The organism is Geodermatophilus sp. URMC 65 (assembly GCF_053502545.1).
Genome location: NZ_CP199954.1, coordinates 930,904 through 944,608, shown reverse-complemented (window position 1 = coordinate 944,608; position 13,705 = coordinate 930,904). Strand labels below are relative to the sequence as shown.

Below are 13,705 nucleotides of genomic sequence, written 5' to 3'. Positions count from 1 at the left end.
TGCCAGTTCCTCCAGCGAGGCGGCTGTGGCGATGACGAGGTCCCTTTCGCTCGGCCGGGCGTTCCTGGTGCGGCGTCCCGGCCCCGGCAGCGCGACGCCGATCGTGCAAGGGGGCTGCCTCGCCCGCAGCGAGCCGAAGCCCTACCGCAGGCTGCGGACCGTCCGCTTGACGAGGTCCGGTCCGACTCCGATGACCAGCACGAGGATGACCGCCAGTGCGACGGCCTGCCACTCCTCGTCGAAGACGGCGCCCCCGACGGCACCGAGGCCGGCGTACAGGACCGCCCAGGCGACCACGGCGATCCCGTCACCGGCGAGGAACCAGGGCCACGACTGCCGGGTCACCACCGCAGCGAGCATGACCGGGATCCGGCCGCCGGGGACCAGGCGCGAGAGGACGAGCGCCAACACCGGCCGCTGGCGCAGGCGCTGTTCCTCCGTCTGCTGCTTCTCCGGGGGAACCCGGCGGGCGTACCACCGGCGGATCGGCCCGCTGCCCCAGCGGAGCACGGCCAACAGCGCGGCGTCGCCCAGCAGCGCGCCGCCCGCCGCGGCGACGAGCACGAGCAGCAATCCGACGAGGGAGCCGTCGGTCACCGCCAGCGCCGCAGCGGCCCCGACAGCAGCTCCGGTGGGGACGACGGGCAGCAGCGCACCGATCGCCACGGTGACGAACACCACGACGTAGGTCACGACGTCGGCGCTCGTGGCGGCCACCGGCCGGTCTCACCAGGCGAGCACGGGCGACGCACTGGGTCACCCTACGGTCGAAGCCTTCGTCCGGCTCCGGGACGACCGGACGGACGGGGACCGGCTCGGCAAGCTTCGAACTCCTGCTCCGCTCGAGCACGACGAGGGCTGCCAGACGTGCACGAGTCGGCCGGCGAGCGGTGCCGTCCCGAACAGCAACACGGCAGGAGTGGTTCACGTCGATGCTGGTCGGGGCCGCTGGCTCGGTCGCCGGATGACGGGCGTCGACCATCTGGGCGCCCGGCACACGCATCTCAGCACGTGCCGAAGCTGACCCTGACGCCTGACGGGTGACCCCCGAGGACGAGCGGCAGGCTCCGCCCGCTGCAGCGGCACGCACGGGCTGGGAGCACGGGGCCTCGAGTCCGTCGGGCCTTCCGTGAATCCCGCGCCGACCGCCCCTCGTCGACACCGTCCCTCGTCGACACCGTCCCTCGTCGACACCGTCCCTCGTCGACACGGCCCCTCGTCGACACGGCCCGAAGCGGAGACAACGTGGCACCGACCCGTAGATGCTTGACACAGCAAGTAAAAGCCGTCTAGGTTTACTTGCATCTTCAAGTTACTGCTCGAGGGGTGCCTTTCGTGAACGTCGTCCACAGCAGCCGATCGCTCGTCGACCGGCTGCGCAGCGATGCGGGGTCGGCCCAGTTCGCCCGGTTCGTCGTCGTCGGCGGCCTCTCGAGCGCGGTGTACGCCCTCCTGTTCCTGGCCCTGGCCGGGTTCGGCGAGCAGCCGGCCATGGTCGCCGGATCGATCGCCTCCTCGGTGCTGGCCAACGAGTTGCACCGCCGGCTGACCTTCCACGCCGGCGAGCGGGTGACCTGGCAGGCCGCGCAGGCGGAGGGCGGCGCGCTCGTCGTCGCCGGGATGGTCCTGACCGGCCTCGCGCTGTACGGGTGGGACGCCGTGGCCGGTCCGGGCAGTGCGCTCACCGACCTGGCGGTCATCGCCACCGTCACCGCAGCGATCGGGCTCGTCCGGTTCGCCGCACTGCGCTGGTTGTTCCGGCCGTCCGCCCCGGCCCTGGCCCTGGCCTGAGCCCGCCGCCACTCCTGACGCACCGCCACTCCCGACCCACCGCCGGACGCGATCCCGCTGTCCGGATCCGCCCGTCCCTGTTCGAGGGAGCACGCCATGACCAGCAGCCCCGCCGTCACCACGCCCAGCGCCCCGGAGTCGACCGCACCCTCCGGAGCTCGGCACCCGCTCGCCGCCGCGATCGCGGTGGCCGCGGTCGGCTCCGCGGTCGTCAACTCCGTGATCGCCGCCATCGCCCGCGGTCCGCTGGCCGCCTCACCGGACTTCCAGCCGCTCATCGCGCCTGTCGTCCTGATGTGGACGGTCGTCGGCACCGTCGTCGGCGCGATCGGGTGGCGGCTCATCACGCGGCGCAGTGCCCACCCGGCGCGGCTGATGCACCGGCTGGTCCCCACGGTGGTCGTCGTCTCCCTCATCCCGGACCTCCTGCTGCTCGCCGCCGACTCGATGCCCGGCACCAGCGTTCCCGCCGTGTTCGCCCTCATGGCCATGCACGTCGCCACCGCAGCGGTCGCCGTCCCCGCCTACCAGCGGTTCCTGCCCGCCACCGACTGATCCGACGCGGGCGGGCCGGGTGGTCGGGCAGGCCCGCCCGGAGCCGCAGTCGACCCCGAAGCAGCCAGCGCTCGATCATGCTCGTGGGCTGTCATCGACCACACCGCCGGATCGGTGGCCGAGAGGTCTGCACCGTCACATGAGAAGAGGTGCCGTGGAAGCGGTCGAGGAGCCGCGGTGGCTGACCGCGGAGGAGCAGCAGACCTGGCTGGCCGTCGGCGCGATGGTCACCTGGCTGCCCGACGCGATCGACGCCCAGCTGCAGCATGACGCGGGCATCAGCCACTTCGAGTACCAGGTGATGGCGATGCTGTCCATGGCCCCGCAGCGCACCCGGCGGATGAAGGAGGTCGCCGCCCTGGCCAACGGGTCGCTGACCCGGCTGTCCCGGACCGTCGACCGGCTGGACAGGCACGGCTGGGTCACCCGCCGACCCGACCCGGAGGACGGCCGCTCCACACTGGCCGTGCTCACCGACGCCGGCTGGGACGAGCTGGTCGCCACCGCCCCCGGCCACGTCGCCGAGGTCCGCCGCCTGGTCCTCGACCCGCTGACCAGGACCCAGGTGCGTCAGCTGGACGAGATCGCCACCCGGATCCGGCAGGTCGCCCAGCCCGACGGCTCCCGCCCCACCCTGCCGGTACCGGACACCCCCTGACCCGGCCGGGCTCGACGAGCGCCTGGCGCGGGGGATGCTCCCCGACAGGTGCCGGGCGGCGAGTTGCCGACGCCGGCCCGACCTGGGGGTCGTCCTCGTGCCGCAACGGACGGGCCCGGATGTCCCCGTTCACTCGCCTCGGCGCGAGGGTCGACCAGCTCGCCGCCGAGGTGGCGGCGAAGGACGCCCCGTCCGGGTGGTCGAACACGGCGGCGACGGTGGCGGGCGAGCAGCCGTCCGTCCGCCACTGACGTCAGCGCCTGGCCCAGGACGTCTGTGCGCCGACCGCTCAGGCGAGGTTCTCGGTCAGGTGGACCCGCATGAGCTCCGCGAGCTCTCTCACGGCGGGCTCGTCTTGCTTCTTCGAGCTCTGCGGGAAGCCGTGGTCGACACCGCTGGCGCAGTGGTACGTCATGGGCACGCCCTTGGCGCGGGTCTTGTCGACGAAGCGCTCGTCCTGCGGACGTACCGAGTCCTGCTCCGCAGTGACCACCAGCAGCGGAGGGAGGGCGGCGATCCCCTCGTCGTTCCGCAACGGGGAGGCCAGGGGCTCCGCGCGGCGCGAGGCGTCGGCGAAGTAGTAGTTCCGCACCATGCGGACCAGGCGCGGGCTCACGAACGGGGTGTGGGCCTTGCCGGCAGACGGCGGGAGCGGCGAGGTGTACTGCTCGGGCGGGACGGTCTGGTCGACGGCGGGCACGATGAGGACGCCCGCGCGAAGCGCTGGGTCACCACTGCGCCGGGCCAGCTCGAGTGCGCCGAGGGCGAGGTTGCCGCCGGCGCTGACACCGCTGATCGAGACCCGTTCGCCGTCCCAGCCCATGGCGGTCCCGGAGCTCTGCACCCACCGGAGGACGTCGTAGCACTCCTCGTGGGCCTGCGGGTAGCGCGCCTTGGGCCAGGTGGAGTAGTCGACGTTGACCACCGTGGCGCCGACCTCGCCGGCGATGCCGCGGACCAGGTGGTCGTCCTGTCGCGGCGCCCCGACCAGGAAGGCGCCGCCGTGGAGGTGGACGTGCACCGGCGGGGCCGTGCCGCCGGCGGCGAGGGGTGCGTCCGCGGCCGCCCTGGTGACGAAGCACCGCACGTCACCGTGCCGGGTCGGCACCATGACGGTCTCCGGCGCGGCGACGTCGCGACTCGTTAGAGAGATGGAGGGCGCCCTGACCAGTCGGGTGGCGACCGTGGAGAGGAAGCGAGCCTGGAGTGCGTCGGTGACCTTGGTCAGGTGAGAGCTCATGGCGACGTGCCTCTCGGTCGGGTGTGGTGGGGGGCGTCCCCGGTCCCGGGCACCCGGGGCGGAGGCCGAACGGCCGGCCGCCCCGGCGATGACCGACGTCACCACCGGAACGGCCGGCCAGCGCGAGCGGTTCAGGCGTCCGTGCGCAGGCGCATGGACGCCGGCCAGATGCCGTGCCGACCGGGGGCGAGGATGCCGTTGGGGTCGACCGCGTCCTTGATCTTCTCAACGAAGCGGCGGTAGGCGTGGTCGTTGAAGGCGAACTGGTCGGACGCGAGGTCCATGAAGTCCAGGTGTGCCCGGTACTCACCCATGCCGCGCTTGCCCGCTTCCCGGACCATGAGCTTGCAGGCGTCGTACGCCCGTCGGGTCTGGGCCTCGTCCGACGCATCGAAGATCATCATGACGACGTTGACCATGGAACGAGCGCTGACGTTGAACATGGCCACCTGGTAGTCCAGGCCGGCCTCGCGCTCGATGAGGTCGCGCAGGAAGCGGTTGGCCTCCACGCCGTCCTCGCTGGTGAGCGCGACAACGGGGGAGAAGGAGATGTGCCCGCCGTTGTCGCTGCCGCCGTACCAGCCCACGACGTTGTAGATGTCCATGTTCGGCACGCCGCCGACGATGCGCTCGGCGTAGTGCTTCCGGTCCGCGACGTCGGCGAACTCGATGAGCTCACCGGTCACCTCGACCCCGGGGATCTGCTCGAAGGCGGCCTTCACCTTCGCGAAGTTGTACTCCACCACCACCCGGTCGCCCCACAGCGAGCCGCGGCCGGACCAGCGCCCGATCCCCGTCTCCTCGGCGATGCGGTCGATCGTCGCGTCGTCCAGCGGTGCCCCGGAGTCGGTCCACTCGCTGCGGCGGGTCAGCACCGACGCCAGGAGCAGGGTGTTGCGGATGGAGGGGATGCCCTGGATCGTGCCGTCGAGGCGCAGCCGCCGGAGGGTGTCCAGCAGCGGGCCGAGGGCCTCCTCGCGGTCCGCCTTCACGAACCACGGGTGCATCACCTGCGGCTTCGGGTGGAGCCAGACGCCCATCCGGGTCACGATGCCGTAGTTCGACTGGATGAACAGCGGGTCGAGGACCGGCCCGAGACCACGCTTGTAGAGGTGCCAGGTCTTGTTGTCCTCCATCGCCCCCATGCCGGTCCGCAGCAGCGAGCCATCGGCGAGGACGACCTCCATCCCGCACGGCGCACCGAAGTCCTGACCCTGCGGCCCGTACGTGATGCCGTTGTCCATGGAGTTGCCGACCACGCTGCCCCAGCCGAGGTCCGCGATCGAGGCGAACAGCTGGTGGCCCCCTGCGTCGAGGGCGTCGTAGAGGTCGAACCACCGGACGCCGGGCTCGACGACCGCGTAGGCCAGGTCCTCGTTGATCTCCAAGACCTTGTTCATCTCGCGCAGGCTGATCACGGCCGAGCCGCGGACGCGCGGAGCAGGACCCCCGTATCCGTTGTTGCGGCCCTGACTGTGCGTGTAGAGGGGGATGCGGTGCTCGTTGGCCGCCCGGACCACCGCCTGCACCTCCTCGGTGCTCGTCGGCAGGACGGCGACCGAAGCCGTGTAGTCGTCCCAGTCGGCGTAGGCGTAGGGGTCGCGGTACTCCCGCAGTTCCGCCTCGCCGGTGAGCACCCGCTCGGGCGGGAGCACGTCGGCGAGCTGGGCGAGGAAACGGTCGAACTGCTCAGGCTCGACGCCCGGCGGCAGGTGGCGGGCCGGCGTGGCGCCCTGAGGGGCGAGATCGGTCGACATCGGTGTTCTCCTGGGAGCGGGGCAGCAGCGTCGCCGTCGACGACCATGAACCCGTCGTCGGCCAAGTAGTGCGCTCACCGAGCGCAAGTGCGCTCACCGTACGGCGGCTCCTGGTGTCGGTCAACGCCGGCGGTCACACCGACGGCGACTCCGGTGGAGGACTCAGCCGCGGGCAGCGGCGGCCGCGGCGAACGCATCCGCGATCGCCTGGTGCCGACCGGCCACCATCGGCCAGCCTTCCGGGTGGGTGACGATGTAGAGATCGCCTGCAGCGATGCCGTCGATCACGATGCGGCCCACGTCGTCGGGTTCCAGCCACGTCATCCCGAGGTCGGGACCCGCCGCGAGGTCGACATCGGCCAGCGCTCCGCCGGTCGCGTCCCCCGGGCGGTTGCGCGTGCTGTTGGAGATCGCGGTGCGGACGGTCCCCGGCACGAGGACCGAAGCGCCGACCGCGGAGCCCTCGGCTGCCAGTTCCATCGCCAGGGTCTCGGTGAGGGCGACGATCCCGTACTTGGAGACGTTGTAGGCGCCCAGGCCGGGCCCGGGCACGAGGCCGCCGATCGAGGCGGTGTTCACGATGTGCCCGCCCTCCGCGTTCGCCTTCAGCAGGGGCAGGAACACGTGGACGCCGTGGATGACGCCCCACAGGTTGACCTGGAGCATCCACTGCCAGTCGGACAACTGCAGGTCCGCGATGGGCGCCATCGGCCCGACCCCCGCGTTGTTCACGACGACGTGGACGGCGCCGTGCTCGGCGATGGTCGCGTCGGCCAGCGCCTGCACGCTGGCCGGGTCGCGGACGTCGGTCCGCACGCCCAGCGCACCGATCTCGGCTGCCGCACGCTGGAGGGCGGCCTCCTCGATGTCGGCGATCACCACCTGCATCCCGGCGGCGCGGAACTGCCGGGAGATCCCCAGCCCGATGCCGGAGGCGCCCCCGGTCACGACCGCGACCTTCTCCTCGAGGTCCTTCATGCCGCTCAACGGTCGTCTCCTGTCTGAGGGGTCGAACAGTCGCCCGACCGATGTTCGGTCAGCGCTCGATTGTTCGCTGAACGTAGGAGGCGCCACTCCGGCCCGTCAACCGGGGCCTGCCAGCCACACCTCGCCGGCCCGTCCACGTGTCCTGCGTCACTTCCCGCCAGCGACTTGTCCAATTCCGCCACCGGGCCGGCGCAGGCGCGACGGCGGGAGAGAGTCGTCCCGCAGTCCGGTCCCGCCCTCGCGTGACCGATCCGAGGAAGTGGGAGGTGCGGTCGTGCAGCAGCCGCAGGTGATCGTCGTGGGGGCGGGGCCGATCGGCCTCGTCACGGCGCTGGGACTGGCCCGGCGCGGTGTCGCCGTCACGGTGCTCGAGCGGGAGCAGGCCATCGTCCGCTCGCCGCGCGCGATGGTCTACCACAACGGCGTCCTCCCTGGCCTCGCCGAGCTCGGCCTCCTCGACGACGTCGAGGCGGCCGGGGTCCGGGTGGCCGACCTGGCCTTCTGGGACTACGCGAACCAGGAGGCGATCCGGTTCGACCTGGGGAACTTCGAGGGGCACGAGCCGTTCGCCTACAACGTGCACCTCGGCCAGGACCGGCTGGCCGACATCGCGCTGGACCACCTGGGCCGGCACGCGGACTCCCGGGTGGTGTTCGGCGCGCTGGTGACCGGGTTCACCCAGAACGACACCGGCATCGAGGTCACCGCATTCGTCGAGGGCCGTCTGACGACGTACCGCGCCGACTACGTCATCGGCACCGAGGGGGCCGCGAGCCCGATGCGGACGATGGCGGGCCTGGGCTTCGAGGGGACGACGTGGCCGGAGCGGTTCATCGCCGTGAACGTGCGCTACGACTTCGCCAGCCTCGGGTACGCCGGCTCGAACATGGTGGTCGACCCCGTGATGGGCGGCATCATAGCCAGGATCGACACGGACGACCTGTGGCGGATCACCTTCCACGAGGACAGTGGCCTGCCGGCCGAGACCGTCCCCGCCCGGATCGCAGAGTTCTTCACGAAGCTGCTGCCGGCCGGCGCCGACTACGAGATGGTCCAGTACTCGCCGTACACGATGCACCAACGGGCCGCCCGCAGCTTCCGTCACGGGCGGCTGCTCCTCGCCGGGGACGCCGCCCACATCACCAACCCGATCGGCGGCCTGGGGCTGACGAGCGGGTTGTTCGACTCGTACGTGCTGTCCGAGGCCCTGGCCGCGGTGCTTGCCGGGACCGTCGAGGACACGGTGCTCGACGAGTACGCCGCCCAGCGGCGACAGGTGTTCCTCGACTACGCATCCCCCCGCGCGAGCGACTTCAAGACCCTGGTCTTCAACTCCACGGACAGGGACCGGCTGGACCAGACGCTGGGGACGCTGCGCGCAGCGGCAGCCGACCCGGCGATCGCCCTGCAGGCGCTCCGGGTCAGCCAGCCGTGCCAGACGCCCTCGCTGGTCGACCGGCCCGCCGCGGCAACCAGCGGGCGATGAGATGACCCGCCCGTGCCAGTGACAGAGACGAGAGGCGACCGATCATGACCCCGCCCCAGCGCACGGTGACGCGAGACGGCTTCTGGATCCCGGGGGAGCCCCGTCAGACGCCGATGGGCACGGCCAGCTTCGGGCCGATGTACGTCGAGCGGCTCGCGCCCGAGACGACGACCCAGCCCTACCCGGTCCTCCTCGTCCACGGTGGGGGCGGTCAGGCCACCGACTACCTGGCCACGCCGGACGGCCGCCCGGGGTGGGCCCAGCAGCTGGTGGAGGAGGGGTTCACCGTCTACGTGGTGGACCGGCCCGGTCACGGTCGCTCGCCGCACGACCCAGCGGTGTTCGGTCCCACGATCCCCGCACTGACGGCGGAGATGTTCTTGTCGATCTTCGCCCCGGATGCCCACGCGGAAACGCACACCCAGTGGCCGGTCGGCCGCACTCCGGACGACCCCGGGGTGCAGCAGGTCACCGCCTCCTTCGGCCCGATGCTGGCCGACTGGGCCGTCATGCACGAGGTCGAGCAGCAGCGGCTGGCGACGCTGCTGGACCAGATCGGGCCGGCGATCGTCGTCTGCCACTCGGCCGGCGGCCCGGCCGGGTACCTGGCAGCGGACGCCCGTCCGGCCCTCGTGAAGGCACTGGTCGCGATCGAGACCGTCGGCCCGCCCTTCGCTCCCCACCCGTCGGGTGCCACGCTGTCGTGGGGACTGGCCAGCGCGCCGCTGACCTACGACCCGCCGGCCGCCGACCCCACGGAGCTCCAGCTCGTGACCGAGGACGTGGCGGGGGGACCTCCGCGCACGCTGCAGGCCGAGCCGGCCCGCCGGCTCTCCTCCCTGGCGCAGGTGCCGATCGGTGTGGTGACGTCGCCGAACTCCGTGTTCCGCCAGTTCGACGACCACCTCCTCGCCTTCCTCCAGCAGGCCGGTTGTCAGGCCGACTCGGTGCGGCTGGAGGACCACGGTGTGCTGGGCAACGGGCACGGCATGATGCTCGAGCTCAACAACCGTGAGGTCCTCCAGGTCGTCCTCGACTGGCTCGGGAAGCGCGTGTCGTCATGACCGGCCGCTCCGCGGCACCGGTCGACGACGTCGCATCCGCCCACGTGTCGGAGTCCTGACGAGCCGGGCCGACTGCCAGCTCTCGTACAGCCGAGCCAGGAGTGAGCAAGTAATGGAGACCTCGAACGCACCAGCGACGGAGCCATCGCTGACGATCACCCACGACGGCCCTGGGGGCTGTCCGGTCCTGCACGGCTTCGAGCCCCTCGAGCCCGCGCAGATCGCCAACCCGGCCGCCGTGACGGCGTTCTCCCGACGCGAGGTGCCGGTCTTCTTCAGCCCTGCGCTGGGGGCGTACATCGTCACCAGCTACGCGCACGCGGTGAAGGTCGTCACGGACTGGAAGGCGTTCGGCCGGGCCCCGTTCATCGACAGGGAGATGCCCGAGGAGCTCCGGGACGTGCTGCCCGAGGGGTTCGTGACCGCCGCCATCACGAACTGGAACGACCCGGCGAACCACACGCGGTTGCGCAAGCTGGCGCAGGTCCCGTTCGTCCGTCAGAACGCCCGGGACGCCGCGGAGCTGTGCCGCCGCGTCGCCGACGAGACCATCGAGGAGTTCCGGTCCGCCGGCGAGGCGGACCTCATCCCCGCGTTCGCCCGCAAGGTCCCGATGCGCTTGATCCTGGCGATCCTCGGCCTCGATCGGGCCCGTGAGCACGACCTCCACCGGTGGGTGGTCGGCGTCATGCGCATGATGGGCGACCCGACCGTCACCGACGCCGACATGGTCGCGATGGGCCGGGACCAGGCGGACTTCCGCCGCTTCACCCTGGGCGCGATCGCGGAGCGGCGACGGAACCCGCGGGGCGAGGGGGACTTCCTCACCGACCTCATCACGGCGACGAGTGACGACGGCGAACCGAGCCTCTCCGACGACGAGATCTTCGCCGCCGTACTGCTGTCGATCATCGCGGGCGGCGACACCACCGTGAACCTCATCGCGCAACTGGTCACGCGGATGCTCGACCGCGACGGCGCACTCTGGCGCGAGGCGGACGCCGACCGCACGCTGATCGACGGCATGATCGAGGAAGAACTCCGGTACGACCACGTCGGGCGCCTCGTCTACCGAACGTGCAACGTGGCAACCGAGATCGGTGGCGTCGCCATCCCGGCGGGCGCGGTCGTCGCAGTCCACCTGTGGTCCACCGGCCGCGACGAGGCCGTGTTCGAGTCCGCGGAGGTGTTCGACCCGCGCCGTCCGGACGTCGCCAGACACCTCGGTTTCGGCCGGGGCGCCTACTCCTGCATGGGCTCGGCTCTGGCGAGGGTCGAGACCCGCCACGCCATCGAGGCCCTGCTGGACGGGCTGCCGAACGCCCGGAAGGTGCCCGGCCACGAGGTCAGGCGCGTCTTCTCCACGGCGATCCAGAGTGTGCTCGACGGTCTCGTCGTCGCGTGGGACGTGGCCGAGCGGGCCGGTACGACGGCGTAGCGGGCTAGCTGGCCAGGAGGGCTGCAATGCAGAACACACACGACGAGGTCGACCTGCGCCTCCAGGTCGGGCTGCGCCGGACCCTCGCCGAGGGCGTCGTCGTCCTCGACCTCCGGGAGCCGGACGGCGGGGAGCTGCCGGCATGGTCGCCGGGGGCACACATCGACCTGCGGCTGCCCGGCGGTCTCACCCGCCAGTACTCACTGTGCGGCGACCCCGCCGACCGCTCGGTGTGGCGGATCGGCGTCCTGCGCGAGCCGGTGAGCCGCGGGGGCTCCGAGCACGTCCACCAGGCCCTGCACGAGGGGGCGACCGTCGAGGTCCGGGGACCCCGCAACCACTTCGAGCTGCTGCCGAGTCCGCGGTACCTGTTCATCGCCGGCGGCATCGGCATCACGCCCATCCTGCCCATGCTCACCGCTGCTGAGCGAGCCGGGGCGGTGTGGGAGCTGCACTACGGAGGGCGCAGCCGCCGCTCGATGGCCTTCCTCGACTCGCTCGAGGAGGCCACTGGCAACCAGGTGTCCCTGCACCCACAGGACGAGGTGGGGCTCATCGACCTCGAGAGCATCCTCGGCAGTCCCCGGCCGGACACGCTCGTCTACTGCTGCGGGCCCGAGCCGCTGCTGACCGCCGTCGAGCAGCACTGCTCTACGTGGCCCACGGGAGCGCTCCACGTCGAGCGGTTCGCGCCGAAGGACGTCGGTGCGCCGGTGCTCGCTGGCGCGTTCGAGGTCGAGCTGGCGCGGTCGGGGATGACGCTGACCGTGCCGCCGGAGCGATCGATCCTCGACGTGGTCGAGGAGGCCGGTGTGGGCGTGCTCTCGTCCTGCCAGGAGGGGACGTGCGGCACCTGCGAGACCCCGGTCCTCGACGGCGCGGTCGACCACCGGGACTCGCTGCTGACCCCGGCCGAGCAGGCGGCCAACGACACCATGTTCATCTGCGTGTCCCGGGCGGCCGGCCCTCGGCTGGTCCTCGACCTCTGAGCTCCGGAGCCCGGCGGGACCACCGGACCGCTCCCGCCCGCGACGGGTCGGCCGGCGGCCCACTCGGCACCGCCGTGCTCTGTCCCGTCACCGTCCAGGATGCTCCTATGGATCGTCAAGCTGCTGAGGCGGACGAGCTGAGTAGTAGAAAGTAGAGCTCACGGGCGATGTATCGCTTGAGGCAGCGGATGATGTCCTTCTTGGACAGGCCCTCTGCGGTGCGTCGTTGCACATATGCCTGAGTGCGGTGATCCCAGCGCAGGCGGCAGAGGACGACGCGGTAGAGGGCGGCGTTGGCTTGTCGGTCGCCGCCGCGGTTGAGTCGGTGACGGTGGGTGCGTCCGGACGATGCCGGGATCGGAGAGGCGCCGCAGAGGGCGGCGAAGGCGGCCTCGGAGCGCAGCCGCTGGGGATTGTCTCCGGCGGTGACCAGCAACTGGCCGGCGACGTCGGGGCCCACGCCGTTCGCGGCGGCCAGCGCCGGATTGACCTGCTCGACGAGGGGGCCGAGCTGGGCGTCGAGGTCGTCGATCTCCTCGGTCAGCCGGGCGTGGCGGCGGGCCAGGGTGCGCAGCGCGGTCTTGGTGGCCTGGACGGGATCGCTGGGCTGGACCGGATCGGGCCGCAGGGCGGCGCAGGCGGTCAGGAGCCGGCGGGTGGTCAGCCCGCGTAGCTGGCCGCGCAGCGGCTCCGGAGCGGTCACCAGCAGGGCTTTGAGCTGGGTCTGAGCTTCGGCGCGGGCGGCGATGGCGCTGCGCCGGGCGACCCGCAGGACACGCACGGCCTCGACCGGTCCGGTGCGGGCCTTCGGCGTCCCGGTGGATCGGCCAGCCAGTGCGGCGGAGGCGGCGGCCTCGGCGTCGATCGGATCGGACTTGCCGGCGAACCGGCGCGTCTTGCGATCCGGGCGGTCGACCTCGACCAGCCGCAGACCCCGGCCGGCGAGGTGACGGGCCAGCCCGGCGCCGTAGACCCCGGTTCCCTCCACCCCCACGACCCGGATCCGGCCGTGGCCGGCCAGCCAGTCGGCCAGCTCCGCATAGCCGGCCGGAGTGGCCGGGAACGACCCAGAGGCCAGTAGCCGTCCCGCGGCGTCGATCACCGCGGCGGTGTGGGTGTCGGCGTGGGTGTCCACCCCGCCGAACACCGGCCGGTCCTCGGCGGCGATCTGGGCAGTGGCGTGGGGGTCTGCGATCGTGGTCATCGCCGTCCTTCTCACTCGACCGGTAAGGGCGGCACGCACCGCCGAGCGAGCGGACAAGACAGTGACGGGTGCTTGCTGGCACAAGCTCCTATGAGGTCACGCACCCTCGACCGGCGAGTGCAGCGAGCCCCGCAGCAGACCGAACCGACAGATCCCGTTGAGGACCCGAGGTCAGTCAGACGGTGGGTCAGGAACGACCGCCGCGGGGCTCGCCCACATCCTCACTGTCAGACGGCCACACGAGCGGCGGCGTCCCGGTGACCCGGCGGGCCCCCGAGCGACAGCGCACGGGGAGGCATGGAGGCATGGGCGTCGTGGCCGCTGACGCCGGGGGACGGTCCGCGCCGTGATCGAAGGCCGACCCGACGGGCCGCTCGGCGATCGGGCGTCCTCGGGGACTCCGTCGACCGGCCCGGCTGCGGTTGACGTCACAGCCCCGGCCGAGCTAGCTTTTGGTCGCTGAACGCACATCGGTGCTCTCTGCGTACGCGTTTGGTCTTGCCGTGACGGTTCGAGTCTCAGCCAACGGAGGCGGT

At 71.9% G+C, this 13,705-nt stretch carries 13 protein-coding genes; 8 read left to right on the top strand and 5 right to left on the bottom strand.

What is annotated here, in order from left to right; translation table 11 throughout:
• Window positions 1-141: 141 nt before the first annotated feature.
• Window positions 142-717: a DedA family protein gene (locus ACWIX7_RS04350; protein WP_446765956.1), complete on the bottom strand. Its 576-nt coding sequence runs from the start codon at window positions 715-717 to the stop codon at window positions 142-144.
• Between the two features lie 618 nt (window positions 718-1,335).
• On the opposite strand from ACWIX7_RS04350, the gene ACWIX7_RS04345 reads away from it, so the two are divergent.
• From ACWIX7_RS04345 to ACWIX7_RS04330, 4 genes are all read left to right on the top strand, one after another.
• Window positions 1,336-1,791, top strand: coding sequence for a GtrA family protein (locus ACWIX7_RS04345; RefSeq protein ID WP_448620358.1), 456 nt, complete (start codon window positions 1,336-1,338; stop codon window positions 1,789-1,791).
• A 96-nt stretch (window positions 1,792-1,887) separates the two neighbouring features.
• Complete coding sequence (locus ACWIX7_RS04340) at window positions 1,888-2,346, top strand: DUF6069 family protein (protein ID WP_448620357.1); 459 nt, start codon at window positions 1,888-1,890, stop codon at window positions 2,344-2,346.
• Between the two features lie 154 nt (window positions 2,347-2,500).
• Window positions 2,501-3,004 (top strand): MarR family winged helix-turn-helix transcriptional regulator, encoded by a 504-nt coding sequence (locus ACWIX7_RS04335; RefSeq protein ID WP_448620356.1) that lies wholly within the window; start codon window positions 2,501-2,503, stop codon window positions 3,002-3,004.
• A gap of 119 nt (window positions 3,005-3,123) precedes the next feature.
• Complete coding sequence (locus ACWIX7_RS04330; RefSeq protein WP_446765960.1) at window positions 3,124-3,255, top strand: hypothetical protein; 132 nt, start codon at window positions 3,124-3,126, stop codon at window positions 3,253-3,255.
• Between the two features lie 38 nt (window positions 3,256-3,293).
• Here ACWIX7_RS04330 and ACWIX7_RS04325 read toward each other — a convergent pair whose 3' ends face one another.
• From ACWIX7_RS04325 to ACWIX7_RS04315, 3 genes are all read right to left on the bottom strand, one after another.
• Entirely contained in the window at window positions 3,294-4,244 is a 951-nt protein-coding gene (locus tag ACWIX7_RS04325) for an alpha/beta hydrolase (RefSeq protein ID WP_448620355.1), read from the bottom strand.
• A 131-nt stretch (window positions 4,245-4,375) separates the two neighbouring features.
• Window positions 4,376-6,001, bottom strand: coding sequence for an FAD-binding oxidoreductase (locus ACWIX7_RS04320; protein ID WP_446765962.1), 1,626 nt, complete (start codon window positions 5,999-6,001; stop codon window positions 4,376-4,378).
• 162 nt (window positions 6,002-6,163) lie between these two features.
• Window positions 6,164-6,979, bottom strand: a complete 816-nt coding sequence (locus ACWIX7_RS04315) for an SDR family NAD(P)-dependent oxidoreductase (RefSeq protein ID WP_446770682.1) — start codon at window positions 6,977-6,979, stop codon at window positions 6,164-6,166.
• 283 nt (window positions 6,980-7,262) lie between these two features.
• Between ACWIX7_RS04315 and ACWIX7_RS04310 the strand changes: the two genes are divergently transcribed.
• The 4 genes from ACWIX7_RS04310 to ACWIX7_RS04295 all read left to right on the top strand — a co-directional run bounded on the left by ACWIX7_RS04310 (window position 7,263) and on the right by ACWIX7_RS04295 (window position 11,965).
• A complete protein-coding gene (locus ACWIX7_RS04310) occupies window positions 7,263-8,474 on the top strand; it encodes an FAD-dependent oxidoreductase (protein ID WP_446765963.1) in 1,212 nt (403 codons plus the stop codon).
• 44 nt (window positions 8,475-8,518) lie between these two features.
• Entirely contained in the window at window positions 8,519-9,538 is a 1,020-nt protein-coding gene (locus ACWIX7_RS04305; protein WP_446765964.1) for an alpha/beta fold hydrolase, read from the top strand.
• Between the two features lie 112 nt (window positions 9,539-9,650).
• On the top strand, window positions 9,651-10,976 hold the full coding sequence (locus ACWIX7_RS04300; RefSeq protein WP_446765965.1) for a cytochrome P450: 1,326 nt from the start codon (window positions 9,651-9,653) through the stop codon (window positions 10,974-10,976).
• A gap of 26 nt (window positions 10,977-11,002) precedes the next feature.
• Entirely contained in the window at window positions 11,003-11,965 is a 963-nt protein-coding gene (locus ACWIX7_RS04295) for a PDR/VanB family oxidoreductase (protein WP_446765966.1), read from the top strand.
• 115 nt (window positions 11,966-12,080) lie between these two features.
• On the opposite strand, the gene ACWIX7_RS04290 is transcribed toward ACWIX7_RS04295, so the two are convergent.
• The gene (locus ACWIX7_RS04290; RefSeq protein WP_446765967.1) at window positions 12,081-13,169 is read right to left on the bottom strand and encodes an IS110 family transposase; all 1,089 of its coding nucleotides are present in this window, start codon (window positions 13,167-13,169) and stop codon (window positions 12,081-12,083) included.
• Window positions 13,170-13,705: the final 536 nt, after the last annotated feature.